Origin of the sequence: Halomonas sp. EF61 (assembly GCF_040147045.1) — a bacterium.
GTDB classification, from domain to species: domain Bacteria; phylum Pseudomonadota; class Gammaproteobacteria; order Pseudomonadales; family Halomonadaceae; genus Halomonas; species Halomonas litopenaei.
Genome location: NZ_JAMSHM010000001.1, coordinates 360,820 through 386,665, shown reverse-complemented (window position 1 = coordinate 386,665; position 25,846 = coordinate 360,820). Strand labels below are relative to the sequence as shown.

Sequence of the window (25,846 nt, the reverse complement as noted above, 5' to 3'; positions counted from 1 at the left end):
CGTGGCGAATCCTGGCGGGAGCACCTGTCGGCGGGCAGACCGCGTATTATCGATGATTGCGCCTGGCCTTTAAAGGCCGGGGCGGCAAAGCTCAGCGTATCGGACCTCAGCTCAGGGTCTGCGGATCGACGTCAATGGACCAGCGGATACGCCGCGCCTCGGGCCAGGCTTCCAGACGGTGGGCCAGCCATTCGAGCGCGGGGTGCAGCTGACTGCGTCGCTCCGCCATCAGCGCGATCTGCAGGTGGTAGCGGTTCTGACGGCGCTCCATGGGGGCAGGTACCGGGCCGAGGCAGTCGAGATCCAGAGCCAGGCTACGTACCTGCTCGCGCAATTCGCCGGCGATCTCCCGGGCGAGTGCCGTCAGGGCGTCTTCCCGCGGGCCTTCCAGGCGGACCAGGGCCATGAAGCGCAGTGGCGGCAGGGCGGCGATGCGGCGTTCTTCCAGCAGCGACTCGGCCAGGGCGTCGTAGCCGCGCTCGGCCAATAGACGAAGGCTGGGGTCGTCCGGGTGCATGGTCTGCACCAGCACTCGGCCAGGGTGGGCGGCGCGGCCGGCGCGCCCGGCCACCTGCTCGAGCAACTGGGCCGAGTGCTCCAGCGCGCGAAAGTCGCTGGCGTAGAGGCCGGCGTCGGCGTTGACCACCACGACCAGGGTGACGTGGGGCAGATGGTGGCCCTTGGCCAGCATCTGGGTCCCGACCAGGATCGCTGGTTCGCCACGCCGGACCTCGGTGAGCATCTTCTCGAGCGCGTCCTTGGCCCGGGTGCTATCGCGGTCGATGCGGTGGACCGGGGTCTCGGCAAAGGTTTCGGCCAGGCTCTCCTCCGTACGCTCGGTGCCGCTACCCAGCGGACGCAGGTCGGCGCTGCCGCAGTCCGGGCAGGCGTCGGGAATGACCCGGCGGCGGTCGCAGTGGTGGCAGGCCAGCATCGGCGGCTGGCGGTGCCAGGTCATGCGTGCGTCACAGTGGTCGCACTCGGCCATCCAGCCGCAGGCGTGACAGGCCAGGGTGGGGGCGAAACCGCGGCGATTGATGAACACCAGCACCTGGTGGCCGGCATCCAGCGTTGCCTTGATGGCGTCGATGACCGGCGGAATCAGACCGCCGCGTCGAGGGCGCCCCTTGAGGTCGACCAGCTCCAGTCGAGCGGGAGCGTGGCGAGTGGCCCGCCGGGTCAGCCGCAGGTGAGCGTAGTCACCGGTGCGCGCGCGGTGCAGGCTCTCCAGCGACGGCGTGGCGCTCCCCAGCAGCAGCGGAATGCCATGGCGCTTGGCGCGCACCACCGCCAGGTCGCGGGCGTGGTAGCGTAGCCCGTCCTGCTGCTTGAACGAACCATCGTGCTCTTCGTCGACGATGATCAGGCCTGGGCGAGCCAGCGGGGTGAAGATGGCCGAGCGGGTGCCGATGACAATCGGCGCCCTCCCGCTGGCCGCCGCCTCCCAGGCGTCCAGGCGCTCGTGGTCGGTCAGCCCCGAGTGCAGTGCCACCACCGGGACCCGGAAGCGCTGGCGAAAGCGCCCCAGGGTCTGCGGAGTCAGGCCGATTTCGGGAATCAGCACCAGCGCCTGGCGCTTCTTGGCCACCACCGCCTCGATCAACTGCAGGTAGACCTCGGTCTTGCCGCTGCCGGTCACCCCGTGCAGCAGGCAAGGGTGAAAGCGATCGAGCCCCTGGTGGAGCTGGTTCAGCGCCTTGGCCTGCTCGTCGTTCAGGGCCAGCGCCGGGCTCGCCAGCAGGCCCTGGCTGTCGTCGGGGGTGGGGCCGGTGAGGGTTTCCTCGTGGCAGCTCACCAGCCCCTTGGCTTCCAGCGCCTTGAGCTGGTCGCGGGTGAAGGATTGCGCCTGGATCACCTGGGTGGTGAGGCCCTGGGGATGCTGGCGCAGCATCTCCAGCAGTTCGGCCTGGCGCGGAGCTCGGCCCAGGCGGGCAGGATCGCCGTTCAAAGCGACCTGCCAGCGTTCGCGTACCCGCGCCTCCAGCGGGCGTCCCTGACGCAGCAACACCGGCATGGCATGGGCCAGGGTGTCGCCGAGGGCGTGCTGGTAGTAGCGCGAGGTGAATCGACATAACCACAGCCAATCGCCTGGCAGCGGCGCCTTGTCCAGACAGGCCTGGATCGGCTTCAGCTTGGCCAGCGGCAGGTCGCTGTCGTCACGACAGTCGACGATGACGCCCACCACCTGGCGGCGGCCGAACTCGACGCGCACGCGCAGTCCCGGCGACCAGCCCCCTGGCGGGGGCGCCCCCTGGGGGAGGTAGTCGAACAGGCGGCGAAGGGGGGATGGAATGGCGATCCGCAGCACGCGCGGGGCAGGAGAGTCAGCCAATTGGCCTCCACAATGAAGTCTGCTAGAATACTCCGCCGCTTCCTTGATGGGAGCGGATCACCGGCCGGCACAGGGGCTTGACGACGCACCAACGAGTGCCCGTGCCATTACCCGTATGCGGTGCCTGGCAATGGATCAGGTGGCGGCATACCGAAAAGTGAGGTTCACGATGAAACAAGGTATCCACCCGGATTACAAGACGGTCAATGCGACCTGTTCCTGCGGCGCCACCTTCGAGGTCGGTTCCACCGCTGGCCACGACCTGAGCCTGGACGTCTGCTCTCAGTGCCACCCGTTCTACACCGGCAAGCAGAAGCAGGCCACCACCGGTGGTCGCGTCGAGCGCTTCAACAAGCGTTTCGGTGCCGCGCTCAAGCGTTGATCGTACGGAGCTGAACGCGCCAGCGAGAAACGCTGGTCGACGATGCTCGGGCAATGTCCCCTTCGAACCCGCCTTCATGGCGGGTTCGTTGCGTCTGGGGTTGCGCAGAGGAACGTGGGGAAAGGACAGGGGGCAAAGGGCAGGGCCCGCGACCGCGTGAGCGTTCCCGTTATTGCGTTGCATCAATGCGCAACGCGCGGCGGGCGACTAGGCTTCAAGCAGCAAAGGGAGGCGATGGTCGGGCCTCATCGTTGTCAATGGGCGAACTCACGCTTGCCCGAGCGGTGAGCTTCCAGCGTCACCCTTGGCCCATCTCTGCGCTCACCTTCCTTGCATCTTTCTTCATGACAAGGGTTGGTGCAATGCAGCAAAAGTTGTCGACATTGTCAGCGAAAATCCTGAAACGGGCGTATAACTGACGCTTTTCTCAATCATGTTGAGAAATGGAATATTTTTCTATATTGTGTTGCCACCGTTCCACAAGGACATCCGGACACCAAGCATGACGGACGCAAAGAAGCAGGCTGCGCTGGACTATCACGCCCTCCCCATTCCCGGAAAGCTGTCGGTCGAACTGACCAAGCCGACCGCCACGGCCAAGGACCTGGCGCTGGCCTACAGTCCCGGCGTGGCGGAGCCGGTGCGAGAGATCGCGCGGGACCCGGAAAACGCCTATCGCTATACCGGCAAGGGCAACACCGTGGCGGTGATCTCCGACGGCACCGCCATCCTTGGCCTCGGTAACCTGGGGCCGCTGGCGAGCAAGCCGGTGATGGAAGGCAAGGGTGTGCTGTTCAAGTGCTTCGCCGGCATCAACTCTGTGGATATCGAGGTCGACGCCGAGAGTCCCCAGGCATTCATCGATACCGTGGCGCGGATCGCCGACAGCTGGGGCGGCATCAACCTCGAGGACATCAAGGCACCGGAGTGTTTCGAGATCGAGCAGGCGCTGGTCGAGCGCTGCAAGATCCCGGTGTTTCACGATGATCAGCATGGCACCGCCATCGTCACGGCGGCGGGTATGCTCAATGCGCTGGAAATTGCCGGCAAGTCCCTCGATCAGGCGCGTATCGTGTGCATGGGCGCCGGCGCCGCGGCGATCGCCTGCATGAAGCTGCTGGTGGCCTGTGGTGCTCGCCCCGAGAACCTGGTGATGCTCGATCGCAAGGGCGTTATCCATACAGGTCGTGAGGACCTCAACCAGTACAAGGCGATGTTTGCGGTGGACACCGACAAGCGCACCCTGGCTGACGCCATCGATGGCGCCGATGTGTTCATCGGTCTGTCCGGCCCTGGTCTGATGACCGCCGATCATATTCGCAAGATGGCCAAGGACCCGATCGTCTTCGCCTGCACCAATCCGGATCCGGAGATCCATCCCGACCTGGCGCGGGAGACCCGCCCGGACGTGATCATGGCCACCGGACGTTCGGACTATCCGAACCAGGTCAACAACGTGCTCGGTTTTCCCTTTATCTTCCGCGGTGCCCTGGACGTGCGCGCCACCCGCATCAACGAAGAGATGAAGGTTGCCGCCGTCCACGCGCTCAAGGACCTGGCGCGGGAGCCGGTGCCCCAGGCGGTGCTGGAAGCCTACGAGAAGGACGCCATGAGCTTCGGCCGTGAGTACATCATTCCGACCCCGGTGGACGTGCGTCTGCTGGAGCGGGTGACCTCGGCGGTGGCCCAGGCGGCGGTGGACTCCGGCGTGGCCAGAAAGCCCTACCCGTCGCACTATCCGCTCAAGACCATCGACGACGTCTACGGCGGCTGAGCCAGGCGCCGATAGATCCAGGCGCCGCTAGATCCAGACGCCGATAGATCCAGACGTCTCGACAGCAACGACAAGGCCCTCCAGTGGAGGGCCTTGTCGCGTCTGGTGGCCGTAATCCGATCGGTCCTGGCCTCGGCGTCCTCAAGGGGTGGGAGCTGCTTGAGAACTCGTAGCGTAGCGAGGCCGAGGAGCCGGTCGGTTCTTGGTCGCTAGAACTCGTAGCGTAGCGAGGCCGAGGTGATGCGGTCGGTCTTGGCCTCGGCGTCCTCGGGGGGATCCGAGTTGTGCTTGATCTCGTGGGACAGGCGCAGCGACATATGGGCGTTGATGCGGGTATCCAGGGCGGTATAGGAGCGCACCGTCGAGTTCTTGCGGGTGGTCTCCAGCGACAGTTCCTGTTCGAGGGTGGCGCTATCGCTCAGCGCATAGCCGGCCTCCAGGGCGCCGTATGCCACCGCCAGACGCTGGTCGTTCTCGCCGGGCAGGATGTCGGCGCGATAGCCGGGGCCTGCCTCCAGCGCCAGGTGGGCGCGATCGTCGTCGATCAGCTGGCGGCCGTAGCCGGTAATGGCGGTGAACTGGTGGTCGTAGCCGCTGAAGCGATCCTTCTCCCAGCGGCCGAAGCCGAACAGATAGTGCGGGCCGACCAGTTCCCGGCGTTGGCGAAAGGACACCAGATACTGCTCCGCACTGGTCTCGCTGTCCTCGCTGGCGTGGCGGGCCTCGCCGCGCAGGCGTGACAGCCAGGCGCCCTGCAGCCAGGTGAGCTGGGCCTTGCCGAGAAAGGTCTCGCTGTTGGAGTTGCCCGACAGATGGGTGTAGCCGAACTCGACATGGCCGAGAAAGTCCGGCGAGTCGTCATGGACGGGAGTCGGGGCGTAGAAGGTATCTGCCAGGGAGGCTTTTATCGGCACAAAAAGCCCGAAAATGCATAGTGCCGTCGCGGGCAAATGAAAACGGGAAATCACCATAAGGTGGTCTCTAGGAAGGTTCAAGGCGTGCTGGGTAGCGCGAAGTGACAAGGGGCCCCTCCTTCCCGACGGGAAGGAGGGGTAATGGCCTTAGAAGATGGCTTCGTAGGCGCCGGTACCCTGGGAGCCGCTGTGGCGCTCGACGGCGCTTTCGACACGACGGGGCTGTACGGTGGGCATGTGGTCTTCGTCGAACAGTTCCTCGACGCCGCCACCCTGGCCGTCGCGCAGCAGGCGACCGCTGTTGGCGTCGACCCTGGCGGTGATGATGCCGGGCGGCTGTTCGGGGATGTTCTCCGGCTTGCCGGCCAGCGCCTGGCCCATGAAGTCGACCCAGATCGGCAAGGCGGCCTGGGCGCCGTACTCGGCGGTGGGGGTGTTGTCGTCCTTGCCCACCCACACGGTAGTAGCGTAGTCGCCGTTGAAGCCGGCAAACCAGGCATCACGCTGGTCGTTGGTGGTGCCGGTCTTGCCGACGATGTCGGTGCGCTCGAGTGCCAGGGCGCGGCGGGCGGTGCCGCGCTCGACCACGTCGCGCAGCATGTCGCGCAGCAGGTAGACGGCACGCTCGTTGGCGACCCTGGGCGCCACCTCGTAGGTCTTGCCGTCGATCTCTGTGGTGGTCTGGCCTTCGCTGCATTCGCGGCAGGCCACGCGGGGGCTTGCCTCTTCCACCAGGGTCTGCTGCTCGCCTTGGGTGATCTTCTCGATGAACCAGGGCGACACCCGGAAGCCGCCGTTGGCCAGCACCGCGTAGGCGTTGGTCATTTCCAGCGGGGTCAGGCTGGCGCTGCCCAGTGCCAGCGACAGGCCGTTGGGTAGACGATCACGGGAGAAGCCGAAGTCCACCAGGAAGTCGATGGTGCGACTCAGCCCGATGTTCTGCAGAAGGCGAATGGTGACCAGGTTGCGCGAGCGGGCAAGGCCGACCCGCAGTCGGGTCGGGCCGAGGAAGTCACCGCTGGAGTTGGACGGGCGCCACAGTTCGTTGCTGCCGTCGTTGAGCACCACCGGGGCGTCGTTGATGACGGTGGCGGGGGTCACCTCGCCACTGTTCAGGCCCGCCAGGTAGATGAACGGCTTGAAGATGGAGCCGGCCTGGCGACGGGCCTGAATCGCGCGGTTGAACTTGCTGGCGTCGAAGTCGAAGCCGGCCTGGAGTGCGAGGATCGCGCCGGTCTGCGGGTCCATCACTACCAGTGAGCCCTCGGCTCCCGGTTGCTGGGACAGGCGCCAGCTGCCGTCCTCGCGCTGGAGGATGCGTACCAGGTCACCCCGGCTGGCGATCTCTGAGGCCGAGGACGGTGAGGCGCCGCGATAGCGGGCACTCTTGTAGGGCGCGGCCCAGTCCAGCCCGTCCCAGGCCAGGGTGATCAGCTCGCCCTCATGGGCCAGAACCTGCATCTCGCGACCTTCGCTCTTCACCACGATGGCGGGTTCCAGCGGGCCGTAGGTCGGGGTGCGCTCCAGTACCTGCAGCCAGTTGCTGACGTCGCCGTCGACGCCCTCGACGCTGGTCTGGCTGCGTTCGGCCGCGCGACGGGCCGTTTCCATGACCTCGGGGGACTCGGACAGCTCTTCCTCCAGGCCGGTGCGCTCGGTCTTTTCCTGGGCTTCGGCCAGACTCTGGGGAATCTCGGTGTCCTCAGGCCCGCGCCAGCCATGGCGTGTGTCGTAGGCGATCAGGCCATTGGCCAGCGCCTGGCGAGCCATGGGCTGAAGCTCACTGTCGATGGTGGTGGTGATGCGATAGCTGCCGGTGTAGGCCTCGTCTCCGAAGCGATCGGTGGCGAACTGACGGGCCATCTCGGCGACATAGTCGGCCTGAACCTCGGCCTTGGCCACGTGGCGACTGGCGGTGATCGGTGCCTGCACCGCCTCGTCGTAGGCGCTCTGGTCGATGTAGCCCAGCTCGCGCATGCGAAACAGGATCCAGTTGCGGCGAATCAGCGCGCGCTCGGCGTTGGCCAGGGGGTTGAAGGCCGAAGGCGCCTTGGGCAGGCCTGCGATCATCGCGTGCTGGGCCAGCGTCAGCTCATCGAGCGGCTTGTCGTAGTAGACCTCGGCGGCGGCGGCGATGCCGTAGGCACGGTGCCCCAGGAAGATCTTGTTGACATAGAGCTCCATGATTTCCTGTTTGCTCAGGATCTGTTCCATCTGCAGCGACAGCAGGATCTCACGCAGCTTGCGGGTAAAGGTGCGGTCCAGCGTCAGCAGATAGTTGCGCGCCACCTGCATGGTGATGGTCGAACCGCCCGACTGGATATCGCCACCGCTGGACACCAGTTCCACTGCGGCCCGGGCCAGGCCCTTGGGGTCGACGCCGGGGTGTTCGAAGAACGCCGAATCCTCTGCTGCCATCAGTGCCTGGAGCATTGGCTCGGGAATGTCCTCGAAGTCGACCGGCATGCGGCGTTCCTCGCCGAATTCGCCGATCAGCTGACCGTCGCGGGTGTAGATGCGCAGTGGCGTCTGCAGCTCGAAGTCCTGCAGTTGACGGACATCGGGAAGCCCAGGAGCGAAGTAGAGGGCGGCACCGACGACGCCCAGGGCCGCGGCGGCGCCAAGCGATATCACCAGCCACACGGCGGAGAAAATGAGCGTTCTGAGATACTTCATGAAATCGCGGTGTCCATGCTGAGAACGAAAAACGGCGGGGCGAAGAGATGGGGTAAGGCAGTCCTTTGCGTCGGCCATTATAGGAACTGGGAGGGCCTGTCACCACCATTGTGACGAATTGCCCGTCTTGTTGCACAAAGTGCCGTCATGGATCAGTAAGGCCCGGCTCGGTTTTGGCTAGGCTGGCGCCACAGCGTCGTGCATCGGGCGCGGTGCCATGGTGGCAGTGTGATGGGCTCATGTGGTTTTCCTCGAAGGACAAGGGTCTGGTCGGTGTCGATATCACCTCCGCCTCGGTCAAGTTGATCGAGCTGGTGGAGGACGACGCCGGCCACCGCGTGGCCGGCTACGCGGTCAGACCGCTGCGTCAAGGGGCCGTGGTGGAGCGCCGCATACGTGATATGGGCGAGGTCATCGAGGTGCTGTCGCGGGTGGTCGAGCTGGCCTCTCCAGGGAGTCGAGAGGCCGCCGTGGCGGTGCCATCCCGCGCGGCGATAACCCGGGTACTGCGCTATCCGGCAGCGCTCGATGATGAAGAGATCGAGGCCCGTATCGAATGGGAGTCAGACAAGCACATACCGTTTCCGTTCCGTGAGGTGGCCTTTGACTTCTATCGCCTGGGGCGCTGCTCCGACGATCCGCAGTGGCAGGAGGTACTGCTGGTGGCCTGTCGTCGCCAGGACGTCGAGCAATTGACCCAGGCGCTGGAGGCCAGCGGGCTCATGCCTGCGGCGGTGGATGTCGAGAGCTTCGCCATCGAGCGGGCCATCGCTGGCCTTTGCCGTCGTCGCCGACTGGGGGACGGCGCCCTGGCCCTGGTGGACGTGGGCGCCTACCTCAACACGCTGCACGTGGTGGTGGCCGGGCGCATCGTCTACAGCCATGACAGCCTGTTCGGCGGCATGCAGCTCACCGAAGCGATCCAGCGTCACTACGGTATCGGCATGGATGAGGCCGGCTTCGGCAAGAAACGGGGCGGTTTGCCGGACGACTATTCGCAGACGGTGCTGGGGCCCTTCGTCGAGACCCTGGTGGAGCACATCCAGCGATCGTTGCAGCTGTATCAGGTGTCGGACCATGTGCGCCCGCTCGAGCGACTGCTGTTGACGGGAGGTGGCAGCCTGGTCGCGGGGCTTGCCGATCGTCTGAGCCAGGCCCTCGGCCTGCCGGTCAGCCAGGTGGACCCGCTGGAGGGGATGGCGCTCAAGCCATCGCTGGACGCGGCGGCACTACGCGGCGAAGCGCCGGCCCTGCTGACCGCCTGCGGCCTGGCCATGCGAGGACGACCATGAAAGATGTGACGATCAACGAGGTCCAGGTCAATCTGCTTGACTGGCGCGAGGCCGCTCGCGCCAGGCGCACGCGACGCTTCTGGCTGGCGGTGGCGCTGTCGGCGTTGGCGGGTGTCGGGCTCGCGTTGATGGCGACGCTCTGGCTGCAGTGGGGGTTGAGGCAGATGGAGGCCCGCCAGCGACATGTCGCCGCTGCCGTCGAGCGTCTGGAAGAAAAGTCCGCCGAGATGGTAGATCTCGAACGCCAGCTCTCATTGCTGGATCAGGAACAGGCGTTGCTCGAGCGGCTGCAGGACGAGCGGCGCCAGACGCTTGCGGTGGTCAACGCCCTGGCAGCCACCCTGGCGCAGGGGGTCCGCTATCAGCGTGTCGAGCGCATCGGCGACAGATTGATGCTCGAGGGCGAGGCCGTGGACAGCGCCAGGCTGGTCGAGCAGCTGCGCTCCCTCGAGCGAGCGCAGGTCTTTGCCGAACCGCTGTTGTCGCGGGTGGGGGCCGAGCAGGGCTATCAGCATTTTGCGCTGGAGATGACCCTCGCGGCATTGCCGGCGCTGGAGCCCTTGCCATGAATTCAGAGCAGGGCGGTGACGTCAGCTGGCGTGAGCGCTGGCTCGATGAGTGGCGCCGGCTCAAGGCGCTGGACTGGCGTCGGCTGGAGCTGAGTGAGGCCGGGCGCTGGCCGATGTCGCTGCGGACCCTGGTGGCGATCCTGGCTTTCGTGCTCGCCCTGGTGGCCATGGTGGTGGGCTATCTGCATCCCCTGTCACAGCGTCTGGTGGAGCTGCAGCGTCAGGAGCGAGAGGTGGTCGCCGACTTCGAAGGTCGCGCACGCGAGTTGGCGGAGCTTGATCGCCTCAAGCGGCTGTTGGTGGATCTCGATCAGCGTGTCAGCGAGCGGCGGCGCATGTTGCCGGATGGCGCCGCCATCCCATCGCTGTTGGAAGGCATCGGCCAGGTGGCCAAGCGTCGCGGGCTATCGCTGGAGGAGCTCGAACTGAGGCCGGCGCGTCCCCTGGAGCTGTATGTCGAGCGGCCTTTTGATCTGCGGGTGCGGGGCGACTACCACGCCATCGGTGGTTTCGTGGCTGATCTGGCCAACCTGCCCCGACTGGTGACGTTGCACGATTTCAGCCTGTCGCCGGTCGAGGGAGGGCTTGAGCTGCACGCGCTGGCGCAGACCTACAGTATTGGTGACGGCGCGCGCGTCGCGGATTCGACGCCGGATGCCGCCGATGCGCTGGTGGAGGATTCATGAGGCGGCGCCGGCTGGTGGGCGTGCTGATGGGCGCCTTGTTGGGTGTGGCCCTGACGGGTTGCCAGCAGGCGGACCTCGACGCCCTGGATCGGCGTCTGGCCGAGGCGCTGGCGCCGGAGCTCGATCGGCGGCCGGTAGCGTTGCCCGAGGTGGTGAGCCTGCCGGTGCTTCAGTATCGCTACGCCAACGCGAGAAGCCCCTTTCGCTTCGAGGGCCAGGGCTTCGGCGGTCAGCGGTTTGGGCAAGGCAGCGGTCTTGCTGCCTTTTCCCTGGACGAACTTGAACTGGTGGGAGTGCTGGGTCGAGGGCAGCGGCATTGGGCGCTGTTCGAGGCGCCCGATGGTCATCTCTATCGGGTGGCGCAAGGGGAGATGCTGGCCAATCCGCCCGCCAGGGTCGCGGCGATCAGCGCTGAGGCCGTCAGGCTGGAGGCGGTTGCAGGCAAGGACTATCGCTGGAAGGAGCGTGTCATGAGGGTAGGCGAGTGAGCAGGCGACCTGATATCGGTTCATGTCGGACAGGCGAATCGGCGTTTTCGCCTGGGCAGGCGATCGCGCGGTGGCTGGTGGGGCTGGTGGTCGGTGTGCTGCTGGTGTCGCCGGGCTGGGCGCAGGGCGAGGGCTATCAGGGCGCGCCGATCACTCTGAACTTTCAGGATGTCGAGGTGCGCTCGGTGCTGTCGGTGTTGAGTGACTTCACCGGCCTCAATATCGTCGCCAGTGATAGCGTCGCTGGGCGGGTGACCCTGAACCTGGAAGCGGTGCCCTGGGACCAGGCGCTGGACATGGTGCTGGAGAGCCAGGGGCTCGATAGTCGTCGGCAGGGCGACATCCTGCTGGTGGCGCCGGCCTCGGAACTGGCCGAGCGTGATCGCCTCAAGCTCGAGGCGGCCTCGCGGCTGGACGAGCTTGAGCCCCTGGTGACCGAACACATCGAAGTGCGCTATGCCAAGGCGGCGGAGCTCGCCGCCTTGCTGCGTGGCGAGAACGGTTTCGGGCTGTTGTCCGATCGCGGGCGCGTGGCCACCGATCCGCGCACCAATACCCTGCTGGTCCAGGACGTGGCCAGTCAGCTTGACGAGATTCGCTGGACCCTGGCGCGCCTGGATGTGCCGGTACGCCAGGTGCAGATTTCGGCGCGCATCGTGGTGGCCCGAGACAACACCGCCGAGGAGATTGGCGTCAACTGGGGCGCGCGCAGCCGCCACGACAAGTTGCCTGTGGGGAGCGGCGACGGTGCCCTGTCCGGGGCGCTGGGTGAATCGGTACAGATCGGTGATGGGGTCTTCGGCAATCGAGGGGATGCCTACGGTGGCCTGGGGGTGGATCTGGGCGATGCCCTGGATCCGGGAAGCTCTTTCAAGTTCGGCTATCTGGCCGGGGATGTGCTGCTGGATCTGGAGTTGCATGCGCTGGAGAGCGAGGGCAAGAGCCAGACCATCTCCGAGCCGCGGGTGATTACCGCCAATCAGCACACCGCCCTGATCAAGCAGGGCAAGGAGATCCCCTACCAGGAGTCCACCTCCAGCGGTGCCACCAACGTGGAGTTCAAGGAGGCGGTGCTGGCGCTGGAGGTCACCCCGCAGATTACCAGCGATGACCGCATCGTCATGGATCTGACCATCAACAACGACACCCTGGCCGAGCAGAGCTTCGACGGCGAGCCGGCCATCGATACCAACGAGATCCAGACCCAGGTGCTGGTCGAGGACGGCGAGACCGTGGTGCTGGGGGGGATTCTCACCACCCAGCAGCTGCATACGCTGTACAAGACGCCCTGGCTTGGCGATATCCCCTGGCTGGGAAAGCTGTTTCGCTATACCGAGGACGTCAACGATAAGGTAGAGTTGTTGGTATTCATCACTCCCCGGATACTCGACGACGGCCTGGCGACTCACTGATGCAGGAAGTACCCAACCTGATTCTGATAGGCCCCATGGGGGCGGGAAAGAGCACCATCGGCCGCCTGCTGGCGGCCGAATTGTCACGTCCGTTCTACGACAGTGACCACGAGATTCAGTCACGCTGTGGCGCGGATATCCCCTGGATATTCGATGTCGAGGGCGAGAGCGGCTTTCGTGACAGGGAAAGCGCCATGATCAGCGAGCTGGTGGACTACGACAAGGTAGTGATCGCCACTGGCGGCGGCGCGGTGCTGCGCGAGGAAAATCGCCAGCGTATCCGCGAGGGCGGTACCGTCATCTATCTGTTCACTACCGTGGAGCAGCAGTTGAAGCGCACCGCCAAGGATCGCAACCGGCCGCTTCTGCAGCGCGGTGATCGCGAGCAACTGCTGCGCGACATGTTCGCCCTGCGTGACCCGCTGTATCGCGCCACCGCGGACCTGGTGATCCGCACCGACCGCCGCGGGCCGCGCTCGGTGGTCAACGATATCGTTCGTCGCGTCCATCGCCTCCTCGACCCTCTCACCTGCAAGGCCTCATCATGAGCACACCCACGTCCGTGAATCCCTTGACCCTGACCGTCGCCCTGGGCGATCGCAGCTACCCCATCCATATCGGACCGGGGCTGGTCGATGACGGTGAGCGTCTGGCCTCCTATCTCAGCGGTCGCCAGGTGATGGTGGTGACCAACGACACCGTTGCCGCGCACTATCTCGAGCGGCTGACCTCGGCGCTGGCAGCGGCCGACGACCGCCTCAGGATCGAGACCCTGGTGCTGCCGGATGGTGAAGCCCACAAGAATGTCGATGGCGTCTCGCGCATCTGGGACGCCCTGCTGGAGGCCGGTTTCAACCGCAAGGCCACGCTGGTAGCGCTGGGCGGCGGGGTGATCGGCGATATGGTCGGCTTCGCCGCGGCGTCCTATCAGCGCGGCATCTCCTTTATTCAGGTGCCCACCACTCTGTTGTCCCAGGTGGATTCTTCGGTAGGGGGCAAGACCGGGGTCAATCATCCGCTGGGCAAGAACATGATTGGCGCCTTCTGGCAGCCCCGCGCAGTGCTGATCGATACCGCCACGCTCTCGACCCTGCCCGAGCGGGAGCTGTCCGCGGGTCTTGCCGAGGTGATCAAGTACGGACTGATCCATGACAGTGACTTTCTCGGCTGGCTGGAAGATGAGATGGCTGCGCTGCGTGACCTCGACGATGTTGTGCTCGCCAAGGCCATCGAACGTAGTTGCGCGATCAAGGCCGAGATCGTCGCCCTCGACGAGACCGAGCAGGACGTGCGGGCGCTTTTGAATCTGGGGCACACCTTCGGGCACGCCATCGAGGCCTACATGGGCTACGGTACCTGGCTGCACGGCGAGGCGGTGGGTGTGGGCATGCTGATGGCGGCGGACCTGTCGATGCGTCAGGGCTTTATCGAGCAGGCCGATGTGACGCGCACCCGTCGAGTGATCGAGCGGGCGGGTCTGCCGGTGGCGGCGCCCAGGGAGATGACGGTTGAGGATTTCGTGTCGCGCATGAAGCTCGACAAGAAAAATACCGATGACCGCATGCGCCTGGTGCTGATGCGCGCGCTCGGCGAGGCCTGCGTCTACGATCAGACCCCGCCGGCGCTGCTCGGCGAATGCATCGAGGCCTACCCGCGGGCCTGATGATGTCAGTCTCCAGCGTATCGACTGCGACGCCCGCCTTGCGCGGGCGTTGTCGTGTCTGGGGCATGCCGAGCGGCAAGGTTGGCTTCGGCACGGGTGGCTTTGGCGTGGCAAGAGGCAGGCGCTGGTATCGCCTGAGCACGGCTTTACGGAGTGCGCTACGAGGTGCTGTCGACGGCTTCGGGATAGGGGGAATAGGCGCCGCTCATGCGTGGATCTGTATGTCGTATGCCTGATCGGCATGGGGTGTCGACAGTTTTTGCGACTAAAGTCTAGTGGCGAAAGGCGTACAGCAAGACTTGCTGGAAACGGCTTCCAAGTCGTTGACCTGATAAGGTTTTTTTTCGAAGCCTTGGTGCAAGCATCAGATTTACGGTGTTTTTTTATCGGGCGTGCGCGGCGGGGAGATTGCGCGAGGGCGGGGGGCTGGCTATGCTGGGTACCCATTTTTCGTGCAGTTAGCGAAAGCCCTTAAGGGCTTAAAATCAAAAGAAAAACCGATAATAATATCGCGATTATGCTGTGACTACAACCCTTTCACCTGAGGCGCGCCCATGAACAGAGGTCTTCACCAGCCCGGCGAGTTCCGTGACAACTGCGGGTTTGGCCTGATCGCCCACATGGAAGGGCAGGCTAGCCATGAACTGCTCAGTACTGCCATCGAATCCCTGACCTGCATGACCCACCGTGGCGGTATCGCTGCCGACGGCAAGACCGGTGACGGCTGTGGCCTGCTGTTGAAGATGCCCGACGGCTTCATGCGCCACGCCGCCAAGGAAAGCCTGGGTATCGAACTGGGCGACAGCTATGCCGTGGGCGTGATCTTCCTGCCCGACGACGACCAGCGTGAGGAGCGCGCCCGCCAGGTGCTCGAGGCGAGCCTGACAGAGCGTGGTGTCAAGGTGCTCGGCTGGCGCGAGGTGCCGGTGGACCCCAGCGTGTGCGGCCCGATGGCGCTGGAGTGCCTGCCGCGTATCCGTCAACTGTTCGTCGAGCCCGGTGACGCCGAGGAAGCCTTTGACGTCTCGCTGTTCATGGCCCGCCGACTGGCCGAGCAGGCGCTGATCGACGAGCCGGACTTCTACGTCAGCTCGCTGTCCAGCGACGTCGTCTCCTACAAGGGACTGGTGATGCCGGTGGACCTGCCGGCTTTCTATCAGGACCTGGGTGACGAGCGCCTGGAAACCGCCATCTGCGTGTTCCACCAGCGTTTCTCCACCAACACCGCGCCGCGCTGGCCGCTGGCTCAGCCGTTCCGTCTGCTGGCCCACAACGGCGAGATCAACACCATCGAGGCCAACCGTGGCTGGGCCAACTCGCGCAAGGAGAACTTCGTCTCCGAGCGGCTGCCCGACATCGCCAGCCTCGACCAGATCGTCAATACCACCGGTTCCGACTCCTCGAGCATGGACAACATGCTCGAGGTGCTGCTGACCGGCGGCATGGAGCTGCATCGGGCGGTGCGCATGATGGTGCCGCCGGCCTGGCAGAACGTGGAGATCATGGACGGCGATCTGCGTGCCTTCTATGAGTACAATTCCATGCACGTGGAGCCCTGGGATGGACCCGCCGGTGTGGTCATGACCGATGGCCGTCAGGCCCTGTGCATGCTCGACCGCAACGGCCTGCGCCCGGCGCGCTGGGTGATCACCCGCAACGGCTTCATCACCCTGGCTTCCGAGATCGGTACCTACGACTACAAGCCCGAGGACGTGGTGGCCAAGGGCCGTGTCGGCCCCGGTCAGGTCCTCGCCGTGGACACCGCGACCGGCGAAGTGCTGCACACCAGCGACATCGACGAGCGGCTGAAGTCGGCCTATCCCTACAAGCGCTGGCTCAAGCAGGAGGCTCAGTTCCTGGAGTCCGCGCTGACCGAGCTCGCCGCCTTCAAGAACATGGACTCCGACACCCTTCAGGTGCAGCAGAAGATGTTCCAGGTCAGCTTCGAGGAGCGTGACCAGGTGCTGCGTCCGCTGGGCGAGAGCGGCCAGGAAGCGGTGGGCTCCATGGGTGACGACACCCCCATGGCGGTGCTCTCCGGCAAGCACCGGATGCTGTCGGACTACTTCCGTCAGAAGTTCGCCCAGGTCACCAACCCGGCCATCGATCCGCTGCGCGAAGCCATCGTGATGTCGCTGGAGACCTGCATCGGTGCCGAGCGCAACGTGTTCAAGGCGACCCCGGAGCATGCCCACCGTATCGTGCTGACGACCCCGATCCTGTCGCCGCGCAAGTTCACCGCTCTGGTAGGCCAGGACGACCCGGCCTTTGCCAGCCAGCGTCTGTCGCTGGGCTATGACCCGGAGCAGACAGGGCTCAAGGCGGCGCTGCTCGAACTGTGTCGCGAGGCCGAGGCGGCGGTTCACGAGAACAAGGTGATCCTGGTGCTGTCCGATGCCGACCTGCCCCAGGGGCAGGTGCCGATCCATCCGGCGCTGGCGGTGGGCGCGATCCACAACGAACTCGGTCGCAAGGCCCTGCGCCCGCGGGTCAACCTGATCGTCGAGACCGGCTACGCCCGTGACGCCCACCAGATGGCGGTGCTGTTCGGAGTGGGCGCCACCGCGGTCTATCCGTGGCTGGCCTACCAGGTGATGGCCGACATGCATCGCACCGGTGAGCTGTCAGGCAATCCGGCGGACGCCCGCGAGAACTACCGCAAGGGCCTGCAGAAGGGGCTGTTCAAGATCCTCTCCAAGATGGGCATCTCGACCCTGGCCTCCTACCGTGGTTCGCAGCTGTTCGAGGCGGTGGGTCTGTCCTCCGAGGTGATGGATCTTTGCTTCACCGGCATGGCCTCGCGCATCGAGGGCACCGGCTTCAACGAGATCCAGCTGACTCAGGTGGCGCTGGCAAAGGACGCCTGGAAGCCGCGCAAGGGCATCTCCCAGGGCGGCCTGATGAAGTACGTCCATGGTCACGAGTACCACGCCTACAACCCCGATGTGGTCAAGGCGTTGCAGGAGGCGGTGCAGGAGGGCGACTACGCCAAGTGGAAGAAGTTTGCGCAGCTGGTCAATGATCGCGCGCCCGCCACCATCCGTGACCTGCTGAAGCTGAAGCCCGCCGCCGAGGCGTTGCCGCTCGAGGAAGTCGAACCGGTCGAGGACCTGCTGCCACGCTTCGACAGCGCCGGCATGTCGCTGGGTGCGCTGTCGCCGGAGGCTCACGAGGCCCTGGCCCAGGCCATGAACGAGGCCGGTGGGCGCTCCAACTCCGGTGAGGGTGGTGAGGATCCGTCGCGTTACGGCACCATCAGAAGCTCCAAGATCAAGCAGATCGCCTCCGGGCGCTTCGGTGTCACCCCGGCCTACCTGGTCAACGCCGAGGTGCTGCAGATCAAGGTGGCCCAGGGCGCCAAGCCCGGCGAGGGTGGCCAGCTTCCCGGTGGCAAGGTCAACGAGTTGATCGCCCGGCTGCGTTATTCGGTGCCGGGGGTGACCCTGATCTCGCCGCCGCCGCACCACGACATCTACTCCATCGAGGATCTGGCCCAGCTGATCTTTGACCTCAAACAGGTCAATCCCGACGCCCAGGTATCGGTCAAGCTGGTCTCCGAGCCCGGCATCGGCACCATCGCCACCGGCGTGGCCAAGGCCTACGCTGACCTGATCACGGTGTCCGGCTACGACGGCGGCACCGCGGCGAGCCCGCTGACCTCGATCAAGCACGCCGGTTCACCCTGGGAGCTGGGCCTGCCGGAGGTGCATCAGGCGCTGCGCATCAACGGCCTGCGCGACAAGATCCGGCTGCAGACCGACGGCGGCCTGAAGACCGGCCTGGACGTGATCAAGGCGGCGATTCTTGGCGCCGAGAGCTTCGGCTTCGGTACCGCACCGATGGTGGCGCTGGGCTGCAAGTACCTGCGCATCTGCCACCTCAACAACTGCGCCACCGGTGTCGCCACCCAGATGCAGTACCTGCGCGACGAGCACTTCCGTGGCACCGTCGACATGGTCAAGCACTACTTCCGCTTCATCGCCGAGGAAGTGCGCGAGCTGATGGCGCTGGTGGGTGTGCGCAAGCTCACCGACCTGATCGGGCGCACCGACCTGCTCGAGGTGTTCGAGGGGCTGACGCCTTCGCAGCACAAGCTTGACCTGACGCCGTTGCTGGCCAACGACCATGTGCCGGCAGATGCCCCTCAGTATTGCCAGGTCAGCCGTAACGTGCCGCATGACCCGGGTGCCAAGAACCTCGAGGTGCTGGAGGCGCTAAAGGACGCCATCGAGTCCAAAGGCGGGGCCGACGTGTCCTTCACCATCACCAACTGTGATCGTTCGGTGGGTGCGCTGACTTCCGGTGCCATCGCCAAGCGTTACGGCGAGGCGGGTCTTGACGACGCGCCGGTGACCGCGCGCTTCACCGGTGTCGCCGGTCAGAGCTTCGGGGTGTGGAACGCCCGTGGTCTCAATCTGTACCTGGAAGGTGACGCCAACGACTACGTCGGCAAGGGCATGAATGGCGGCAAGATCGTCATCACCCCGCCGAAGAGCAGTCAGTTCGAGAGCCACAAGACGGCGATCATCGGCAACACCTGCCTGTACGGCGCCACCGGCGGCAAGCTGTTTGCCGCGGGTACCGCCGGCGAGCGCTTCGGCGTGCGCAACTCCGGCGCCCACGCGGTCATCGAAGGCTCGGGCGATCACTGCTGCGAGTACATGACCGGCGGCATCGTCTGCGTGCTCGGCGAGACCGGCGTCAACTTCGGTGCGGGCATGACCGGCGGCTTCGCCTACGTGCTCGACGAGGATCGCTGCTTCGTCGACCGTTACAACCACGAACTGGTGGAGATCCATCGGGTCAACACCGAGGCCATGGAGGCCTATCGGAGACACCTCAGGGAAACCATCGAGGAGTATGTGGCCGAGACCGGATCATTGCGCGGTCAGGCGATCCTCGAGGACTTCAGCGACTTTATCCGCCACTTCTGGCTGGTGAAGCCCAAGGCGGCGAGCCTGAATGGCCTCTTGGCCCAGTCCACGCGTCAGCCCGAATAACCCGACGGCGTCCCGAACAAGGCAGGAGAACATCATGGCAAACCGTTTGAACAACGACTTTCAGTTCATCGACGTCGGTCGTCAGGATCCGCAGAAGAAGGCGGCGCGCACCCGCGCCCGCCAGTTCGCCGAGATCTACGAGCCGTTCAAGCCCATGGAGGCGGCCAGCCAGGCGCATCGCTGCCTGCACTGCGGTAATCCCTACTGCGAGTGGAAGTGTCCGGTCCACAACTACATTCCCAACTGGCTGCAGCTGGTCAGCGAAGGCAACATCCTCGAGGCGGCGGAGATGTCGCATCGCACCAACTCGCTGCCCGAAGTGTGTGGCCGGGTGTGCCCCCAGGACCGCCTGTGCGAGGGTGACTGCACCCTCAATGACGGCTTCGGCGCGGTGACCATTGGTTCGGTGGAGAAGTACATCACCGACACCGCCTTCGCCATGGGCTGGCGCCCGGACATGAGCCAGGTGACCTGGACCGACAGGAAGGTCGCGATCATCGGCGCGGGCCCCGCTGGCCTCGGCTGCGCCGACATCCTGGTGCGCAACGGCGTCAAGCCGGTGGTCTTCGACAAGTACGCCGAGATCGGCGGCCTTCTGACCTTCGGCATCCCCGAATTCAAGCTCGAGAAGACGGTAATGGAACGTCGTCGTGCGGTGTTCGAGGAGATGGGCGTGGAGTTCCGCCTCAACGTCGAGGTGGGCAAGGACGTCGCCTTCGAGGATCTGTTGGCGAAGTACGACGCCGTGTTCCTCGGCATGGGCACCTATACCTATATGGAAGGTGGCTTCCCCGGCGAGGACCTGCCCGGGGTGCACAAGGCGCTCGACTACCTGATCGCCAACGTCAACCACCGCCTGGGCTTCGAGAAGAATCCCGAGGACTTCGTCTCGCTGGAAGGTCAGCGTGTGGTGGTGCTGGGTGGTGGCGATACCGCCATGGACTGCAACCGTACCGCCATTCGCCAGGGCGCCCGTGAGGTGACCTGCGCCTACCGCCGTGACGAAGAGAACATGCCGGGCTCCCGGCGTGAGGTGGCCAATGCCCGCGAGGAAGGCGTGGACTTCCTGTTCAATCGTCAGCCGGTGGCGGTGGTCGGTGAAGAGCGGGTCGAAGGCGTCAAGGTGGTGCGTACCCGCCTGGGCGAAGCCGACGAGAACGGCCGTCGCCGTCCCGAGGTGGTGCCGGGCTCCGAGGAGATCATCCCCGCCGACGCCGTGGTCATCGCCTTCGGCTTCCAGCCGAGCCCGGCGCCCTGGTTCGAGTCGGTGGGCATCGAGGTCGACGAGCGTGGCCGGGTCAAGGCGCCTGAGCATGGCAGCTTCGCCTTCCAGACCACCAACGAGAAGATCTTTGCCGGTGGCGACATGGTGCGCGGCTCCGATCTGGTGGTGACTGCGGTCTATGAAGGTCGCCAGGCCGGTGAGGGCATCCTCGACTACCTCGACATCTGAGGCTCTGCCGAGCCCCGTCCCCCGTTGTGAGAACCATGGCGGAGGGGCGGGGCGGTTTCTCCAGGATGACTTCCTGTTGTGCAAATTGAGCCGTTAGTCGATATCTGCTAGTCTGTCGTCCCATCCTGGCGCGGCTTCCTGCCGGGCCTACCGATCACGTTTCGACAGGTTCTCCATGACACGATATATCTTCGTGACCGGCGGCGTTGTGTCCTCTCTTGGCAAGGGCATTGCGTCGGCCTCGCTGGCGGCGATTCTCGAGGCTCGCGGCCTCAAGGTCACCATGCTCAAGCTCGACCCGTACATCAACGTGGATCCGGGCACCATGAGTCCCTTCCAGCACGGCGAGGTGTTCGTCACCGAGGATGGCGCCGAGACCGACCTGGACCTGGGCCACTATGAGCGCTTCATCCGCACCAAGATGACCCAGTCCAACAACTTCACCACTGGCCGGGTCTACGAGCACGTGCTGCGCAAGGAGCGTCGTGGCGACTACCTGGGCGGCACGGTACAGGTCATCCCGCACATCACCGACGAGATCAAGCGTCGTGTCTACGAAGGTGGCGAGGGCTTCGACGTGGCACTGGTGGAGATCGGTGGCACCGTGGGTGACATCGAGTCGCTGCCGTTCCTCGAGTCCATCCGTCAGATTCGCAGCGAGAAGGGCGCCAGCAACGCCATCTTCATGCACCTGACGCTGGTGCCCTACATCCAGACCGCCGGCGAGACCAAGACCAAGCCGACTCAGCACTCGGTCAAGGAGCTGCGCTCCATCGGTATCCAGCCGGATATCCTGATCTGCCGCAGCGAGGTCGAGCTGGAAGAGACCGAGCGTCGCAAGATCGCGCTGTTCACCAACGTGGAAGAACGCGCGGTGGTACCGCTGCAGGACGCCGATACCATCTATCGGATTCCGCTGATGCTGCACGAGCATGGGCTCGATGACATCGTCTGCGACAAGCTGCGCCTCGAGGCCGACGAGGCCGACCTCAGCGAGTGGGTCAAGGTGCTCGACGCCAAGCTCAACCCGCTCAAGTCGGTGAACATCGCCATGGTCGGCAAGTACATGGAGCTCTTGGACGCCTACAAGTCTCTGAACGAGGCGCTGATCCACGCCGGCATACAGACCCGCGTGAAGGTCAACGTCGACTACATCGACTCCGAGGACATCGAGCGTCACGGCACCGACCGGCTGGCCGGCAAGGACGCCATCCTGGTGCCCGGCGGCTTCGGTGAGCGCGGTGTGGAAGGCAAGATTGCCACCGCGCGTTTCGCCCGCGAGAACGACATTCCCTACCTGGGCATCTGCCTGGGCATGCAGGTGGCGGTGATCGAGTACGCGCGCCATGTGGCCGGCTGGAACGATGCCGACTCCACCGAGTTCACCCACGACACCCAGCACCCGGTGGTGGGCCTGATCACCGAATGGCTCAACCCCGAGGGCAAGATCGAGGTGCGTGACGAGGCCTCCGATCTGGGCGGTACCATGCGTCTGGGTGGCCAGGAGTGCCGTCTGGCCAAGGGGTCCAAGGCCCGCGAGGCCTACGGTGACGACATCATCGTCGAGCGTCATCGTCATCGCTTCGAGGTCAACAACCAGTTCATCGAGGACCTGGAAAAGGCAGGCCTGGTGGTCTCCGGACGCAGCGTCGACAACTCCCTGGTGGAAATGGTCGAGCTGCCGGACCACCCTTGGTACGTGGCCTGTCAGTTCCACCCGGAGTTCACCTCGACGCCGCGTGATGGCCACCCGCTGTTCACCGGCTTCGTCAACGCGGCCCTGGGTCACAAGGCCAAGCGCACCCGCGCCCAGTCCGCGCATCAGGAGTGATCGCCATGTCAGACGCCCAGCGTACCATCGAATTTGCCGGCCTGAGGGCCGGCAATTCATTGCCTCTGGTGCTGTTTGCAGGGATGAACGTGCTCGAATCTCGTGAGCTGGCCCTCGAGGTCGCCGAGGCCTACGTCGAGGTGACCGGCAAGCTCGACATCCCCTATGTGTTCAAGGCCAGCTTCGACAAGGCCAACCGCAGCTCGGTGCATTCTTACCGGGGCCCTGGCCTGGACAAGGGGCTCGCGATCCTCGATGAGGTCAAGTCGCGCTTCGGGGTGCCGGTGATCACCGATGTCCACGAACCGCACCAGGCGGCGCCGGCGGCCGAGGTGGCCGATGTCATCCAGCTGCCGGCGTTTCTGGCTCGCCAGACCGACCTGGTGGTAGCGATGGCCGAGACCGGTGCGGTGGTCAACATCAAGAAACCGCAGTTCCTGGCCCCCCACGAGATGCGCCACATCATCACCAAGTTCCAGGAAGCCGGCAACGAGCGGCTGCTGCTGTGCGAGCGCGGCTCGAGCTTCGGCTACAACAACCTGGTGGTGGACATGCTCGGCTTCGGCGAGATGAAGGACACCGGCTTCCCGCTGCTGTTCGACGTGACCCACTCGCTGCAGCGCCCGGGCGGGCGCAGTGACAGTGCCGATGGCCGCCGCGCCCAGGTGCTGGACCTGGCCAGGGCCGGGGTGGCAGTGGGCATCGCCGGGTTGTTCCTGGAAGCCCACCCCGATCCCGATTCAGCAAAATGCGACGGCCCCTGTGCACTCCCGCTTGATAAGCTCGAGCCTTTCCTGTCGCAGATCAAGGCGCTGGATGACGTAGTAAAAAAACTACCGTCGATCGAGATACGCTGACGCTACCTCCGTTGGATCGTGTGTTCTGGCCCTGGGGCCTATGGTGTCACCCGGGCGGATCGACAACGCTGACACGAGTTTTTCACCCACAAGGATCCTCAAGATGACCAAGATCGTCGATATTCGTGCCCTCGAGGTGCTGGACTCTCGCGGCAACCCCACCGTGCAGGCGGAAGTCCGCCTGGAAAGCGGCGCGATCGGTGTCGCCTGCGCACCGAGCGGCGCCTCCACCGGCTCTCGCGAGGCGCTGGAGCTGCGTGATGGTGACAAGAGCCGCTACCTCGGCAAGGGCGTGCTGAAGGCGGTGGACGCGGCCAACGGCAAGATCCGTGAGCGTCTGCTGGGTATGGACGCACGCGATCAGCGCGGGCTGGATGATGCCATGCTCGAGCTCGACGGCACCGACAACAAGGAAAACCTGGGCGCCAATGCCATCCTGGCGGTCTCCCTGGCCGCGGCCAAGGCCGCCGCCAACGCCAAGGGCGTGCCGCTCTACGCGCACATCGCCGAGCTCTACGGCCAGCCGGGCAAGTACCTGATGCCGGTGCCGATGATGAACATCCTCAATGGTGGCGAGCACGCCGACAACAACGTCGACATCCAGGAGTTCATGGTCCAGCCGGTCGGCGCGCCGAGCTTCCGCGAAGGGCTTCGCGTCGGTGCCGAGATCTTCCATGCGCTGAAGAAGGTGCTGTCGGCGCGTGGTCTGGCCACCGCCGTCGGTGATGAGGGCGGCTTCGCCCCCAACCTGGCCTCCAACGCCGAGGCGCTGGCGGTCATCAAGCAGGCCGTCGAGGATGCGGGTTACGCGCTGGGCAAGGACGTCACCCTGGCGCTGGACTGTGCCGCCAGCGAGTTCTACAAGGACGGGCAGTACCTGCTGGCCGGCGAGGACAAGAGCTTCGACGCCGAGGGCTTCGGTGACTACCTGGTGGGCCTCAGCGACGAGTACCCGATCGTGTCCATCGAGGATGGTCTGGACGAGTCCGACTGGGACGGCTGGAAGTCGCTGACCGCCAAGCTCGGCGATCGCGTGCAGCTGGTGGGTGACGACCTGTTCGTGACCAACACCCGCATTCTCAAGCGCGGCATCGACGAGTCCATCGGCAACTCCATCCTGATCAAGTTCAATCAGATCGGCTCCCTGTCCGAGACCCTCGATGCCATTCGCATGGCTCAGGACGCCGGCTTCACGGCGGTCATCTCCCACCGCAGCGGTGAGACCGAGGACACCACCATCGCCGACCTGGCCGTGGGCACCTGTGCCGGTCAGATCAAGACCGGCTCTCTGTGCCGCAGCGATCGTGTGGCCAAGTACAACCGTCTGCTGGTCATCGAGCAGGAGCTGGGTGAGCGTGCGAGCTATCCGGGCCGCTCCGCCATCAAGGGGCAGGCGTAGGCCCTTGGCAAGGCACCGATGGTGCTAGTGTCGACGCGTCTTGTAAGAGATTGACTACAGTTCTTGTAAGACATTGACTATTTTGGCGTCGAAAAGGCTCGCAGTCGTGCTGCGAGTCTTTTTTATCATATTGATTTTTAGTTACTTTTCCCGCCAAGCCCTCTCGGTCTGCGTCATGGGTGAGAAAAGCAGGGTGCTTGTGATGACCCCAGAAACTGACAGAATGGCCACACGAATCGAGAGGTCAGGCTTCGCGGCGGCAAGTCGCCCGTCTGTCCCACGGAAACTTCATTGTTTCGGCATCGTTTCCGCAAGGAGGTGGAGTCGACGTCGGCAGTGAAGGGGCATGGATGTCCTCGGTGGTTGACACCCGGATGGGCCGGACTTGCCACTCTTCGGTTCAGGTAGGTGTTTTCGGGATGCGTTCAGGAGTCAAGAGCGCGCCTGGTGCGACAGGAAGTCGCTTCTGGGCACGGAGGGCGCTCAGGGAGTAGGGCGGAGGGAGCCGCCCAAGGAAACGCTTGGAGCGGGCGGCCTACGGGCCGCCTTTTTTTATGCCTGCCTGTCGGGCACCTGCTTCGAAAGGCCATTGCACCACGTCCTTCCTGCGCCGATGTCAGGCAGAAATCCGCGCCGGTCGATGCTTGTCCGGGGGCGAGAGGGCCGGACACCCTCCTTCAAGATTGCCGTTACACAAACGCGACAGCCGCCCGGATAAGGCGGCTGTCGCGTTTGTTCAGGTACTGCCTGGCGGCTAGGCTCAGCGCTCGAGCTTTTCCAGCTTGCCCGGCTTGCCGTCCCACTGCTCGGCGTCTTCCGGCGGATCCTTCTTCTCGGTGATGTTGGGCCACACCTCCGCCAGCTCGGTATTGATCTCCAGGAACTGTTCCTGGCCCTCGGGCAGTTCATCCTCCGAGTAGATCGCTTCGGCCGGGCATTCCGGCTCGCACAGGGCGCAGTCGATGCATTCGTCGGGGTGAATCACCAGGAAATTGGGGCCTTCGTAGAAGCAGTCCACCGGGCAGACCTCGACACAGTCGGTGTACTTGCACTTGATGCAGTTTTCGGTGACGACGAATGTCATGCCAGTCTCCCTTCCTCGGGCCAGCGCCTTGCCG

At 64.9% G+C, this 25,846-nt stretch carries 17 protein-coding genes and 1 pseudogene; 14 read left to right on the top strand and 4 right to left on the bottom strand.

What is annotated here, in order from left to right; genetic code table 11:
* Positions 1-106: 106 nt before the first annotated feature.
* The gene (locus tag NFI08_RS01560; RefSeq protein ID WP_108449763.1) at positions 107-2,332 is read right to left on the bottom strand and encodes a primosomal protein N'; all 2,226 of its coding nucleotides are present in this window, start codon (positions 2,330-2,332) and stop codon (positions 107-109) included.
* A gap of 169 nt (positions 2,333-2,501) precedes the next feature.
* Between NFI08_RS01560 and rpmE the strand changes: the two genes are divergently transcribed.
* Positions 2,502-2,714 carry a 50S ribosomal protein L31 gene (rpmE, locus tag NFI08_RS01555; protein WP_045991147.1) on the top strand — a complete coding sequence of 71 codons (213 nt, stop codon included), beginning with the start codon at positions 2,502-2,504 and terminating at the stop codon, positions 2,712-2,714.
* Between the two features lie 502 nt (positions 2,715-3,216).
* Positions 3,217-4,488: a malic enzyme-like NAD(P)-binding protein gene (locus NFI08_RS01550; RefSeq protein ID WP_108449764.1), complete on the top strand. Its 1,272-nt coding sequence runs from the start codon at positions 3,217-3,219 to the stop codon at positions 4,486-4,488.
* Between the two features lie 209 nt (positions 4,489-4,697).
* Here NFI08_RS01550 and NFI08_RS01545 read toward each other — a convergent pair whose 3' ends face one another.
* Both NFI08_RS01545 and NFI08_RS01540 read right to left on the bottom strand, forming a co-directional pair.
* The gene (locus NFI08_RS01545; RefSeq protein WP_240184292.1) at positions 4,698-5,402 is read right to left on the bottom strand and encodes a DUF481 domain-containing protein; all 705 of its coding nucleotides are present in this window, start codon (positions 5,400-5,402) and stop codon (positions 4,698-4,700) included.
* A 147-nt stretch (positions 5,403-5,549) separates the two neighbouring features.
* A complete protein-coding gene (locus NFI08_RS01540; RefSeq protein ID WP_108449766.1) occupies positions 5,550-8,078 on the bottom strand; it encodes a penicillin-binding protein 1A in 2,529 nt (842 codons plus the stop codon).
* A gap of 239 nt (positions 8,079-8,317) precedes the next feature.
* Between NFI08_RS01540 and pilM the strand changes: the two genes are divergently transcribed.
* From pilM to eno, 12 genes and pseudogenes are all read left to right on the top strand, one after another.
* Positions 8,318-9,370, top strand: coding sequence for a type IV pilus assembly protein PilM (pilM, locus tag NFI08_RS01535; protein WP_045991143.1), 1,053 nt, complete (start codon positions 8,318-8,320; stop codon positions 9,368-9,370).
* Positions 9,367-9,939 (top strand): PilN domain-containing protein, encoded by a 573-nt coding sequence (locus NFI08_RS01530; protein WP_108449767.1) that lies wholly within the window; start codon positions 9,367-9,369, stop codon positions 9,937-9,939. Before pilM ends, NFI08_RS01530 begins: the two co-directional genes overlap by 4 nt.
* The gene (locus NFI08_RS01525) at positions 9,936-10,625 is read left to right on the top strand and encodes a type IV pilus inner membrane component PilO (RefSeq protein ID WP_108449768.1); all 690 of its coding nucleotides are present in this window, start codon (positions 9,936-9,938) and stop codon (positions 10,623-10,625) included. Before NFI08_RS01530 ends, NFI08_RS01525 begins: the two co-directional genes overlap by 4 nt.
* Entirely contained in the window at positions 10,622-11,113 is a 492-nt protein-coding gene (locus NFI08_RS01520; protein ID WP_108132312.1) for a pilus assembly protein PilP, read from the top strand. The genes NFI08_RS01525 and NFI08_RS01520 overlap by 4 nt, the downstream gene beginning before the upstream one ends.
* Positions 11,114-11,235: 122 nt before the next feature.
* A pseudogene (locus NFI08_RS01515) lies at positions 11,236-12,525 on the top strand (type IV pilus secretin PilQ); the annotation flags it as partial.
* On the top strand, positions 12,525-13,073 hold the full coding sequence (gene aroK, locus NFI08_RS01510) for a shikimate kinase AroK (RefSeq protein ID WP_045991139.1): 549 nt from the start codon (positions 12,525-12,527) through the stop codon (positions 13,071-13,073). The pseudogene NFI08_RS01515 and the gene aroK, both read left to right, overlap by 1 nt.
* Positions 13,070-14,188: a 3-dehydroquinate synthase gene (gene aroB, locus NFI08_RS01505; RefSeq protein ID WP_108449770.1), complete on the top strand. Its 1,119-nt coding sequence runs from the start codon at positions 13,070-13,072 to the stop codon at positions 14,186-14,188. The genes aroK and aroB overlap by 4 nt, the downstream gene beginning before the upstream one ends.
* Before the next feature lie 554 nt (positions 14,189-14,742).
* Positions 14,743-19,188 (top strand): glutamate synthase large subunit, encoded by a 4,446-nt coding sequence (gene gltB / locus NFI08_RS01500; protein WP_108449771.1) that lies wholly within the window; start codon positions 14,743-14,745, stop codon positions 19,186-19,188.
* Between the two features lie 34 nt (positions 19,189-19,222).
* Positions 19,223-20,641, top strand: a complete 1,419-nt coding sequence (locus tag NFI08_RS01495; protein WP_045991136.1) for a glutamate synthase small subunit GltD family protein — start codon at positions 19,223-19,225, stop codon at positions 20,639-20,641.
* A 175-nt stretch (positions 20,642-20,816) separates the two neighbouring features.
* Positions 20,817-22,472 carry a CTP synthase gene (gene pyrG / locus NFI08_RS01490; protein WP_045991135.1) on the top strand — a complete coding sequence of 552 codons (1,656 nt, stop codon included), beginning with the start codon at positions 20,817-20,819 and terminating at the stop codon, positions 22,470-22,472.
* 5 nt (positions 22,473-22,477) lie between these two features.
* Positions 22,478-23,329, top strand: coding sequence for a 3-deoxy-8-phosphooctulonate synthase (kdsA, locus tag NFI08_RS01485; protein ID WP_108449773.1), 852 nt, complete (start codon positions 22,478-22,480; stop codon positions 23,327-23,329).
* A 103-nt stretch (positions 23,330-23,432) separates the two neighbouring features.
* Positions 23,433-24,728, top strand: a complete 1,296-nt coding sequence (gene eno / locus NFI08_RS01480; RefSeq protein ID WP_108132316.1) for a phosphopyruvate hydratase — start codon at positions 23,433-23,435, stop codon at positions 24,726-24,728.
* Positions 24,729-25,488: 760 nt separating this feature from the next.
* On the opposite strand, the gene fdxA is transcribed toward eno, so the two are convergent.
* The gene (fdxA, locus tag NFI08_RS01475) at positions 25,489-25,812 is read right to left on the bottom strand and encodes a ferredoxin FdxA (RefSeq protein WP_045991132.1); all 324 of its coding nucleotides are present in this window, start codon (positions 25,810-25,812) and stop codon (positions 25,489-25,491) included.
* Positions 25,813-25,846: the final 34 nt, after the last annotated feature.

Excerpts from the sequence above, each read along its gene's own strand:
- NFI08_RS01540 (WP_108449766.1), bottom strand. The coding sequence starts at position 8,078 with ATGAAGTATCTCAGAACGCTCATTTTCTCCGCCGTGTGGCTGGTGATA.
- fdxA (WP_045991132.1), bottom strand. The coding sequence starts at position 25,812 with ATGACATTCGTCGTCACCGAAAACTGCATCAAGTGCAAGTACACCGAC.
- eno (WP_108132316.1), top strand. The coding sequence starts at position 23,433 with ATGACCAAGATCGTCGATATTCGTGCCCTCGAGGTGCTGGACTCTCGC.
- rpmE (WP_045991147.1), top strand. The coding sequence starts at position 2,502 with ATGAAACAAGGTATCCACCCGGATTACAAGACGGTCAATGCGACCTGT.
- pilM (WP_045991143.1), top strand. The coding sequence starts at position 8,318 with ATGTGGTTTTCCTCGAAGGACAAGGGTCTGGTCGGTGTCGATATCACC.
- NFI08_RS01530 (WP_108449767.1), top strand. The coding sequence starts at position 9,367 with ATGAAAGATGTGACGATCAACGAGGTCCAGGTCAATCTGCTTGACTGG.
- NFI08_RS01550 (WP_108449764.1), top strand. The coding sequence starts at position 3,217 with ATGACGGACGCAAAGAAGCAGGCTGCGCTGGACTATCACGCCCTCCCC.
- gltB (WP_108449771.1), top strand. The coding sequence starts at position 14,743 with ATGAACAGAGGTCTTCACCAGCCCGGCGAGTTCCGTGACAACTGCGGG.
- NFI08_RS01525 (WP_108449768.1), top strand. The coding sequence starts at position 9,936 with ATGAATTCAGAGCAGGGCGGTGACGTCAGCTGGCGTGAGCGCTGGCTC.
- NFI08_RS01520 (WP_108132312.1), top strand. The coding sequence starts at position 10,622 with ATGAGGCGGCGCCGGCTGGTGGGCGTGCTGATGGGCGCCTTGTTGGGT.
- kdsA (WP_108449773.1), top strand. The coding sequence starts at position 22,478 with ATGTCAGACGCCCAGCGTACCATCGAATTTGCCGGCCTGAGGGCCGGC.
- pyrG (WP_045991135.1), top strand. The coding sequence starts at position 20,817 with ATGACACGATATATCTTCGTGACCGGCGGCGTTGTGTCCTCTCTTGGC.
- NFI08_RS01495 (WP_045991136.1), top strand. The coding sequence starts at position 19,223 with ATGGCAAACCGTTTGAACAACGACTTTCAGTTCATCGACGTCGGTCGT.
- aroK (WP_045991139.1), top strand. The coding sequence starts at position 12,525 with ATGCAGGAAGTACCCAACCTGATTCTGATAGGCCCCATGGGGGCGGGA.
- aroB (WP_108449770.1), top strand. The coding sequence starts at position 13,070 with ATGAGCACACCCACGTCCGTGAATCCCTTGACCCTGACCGTCGCCCTG.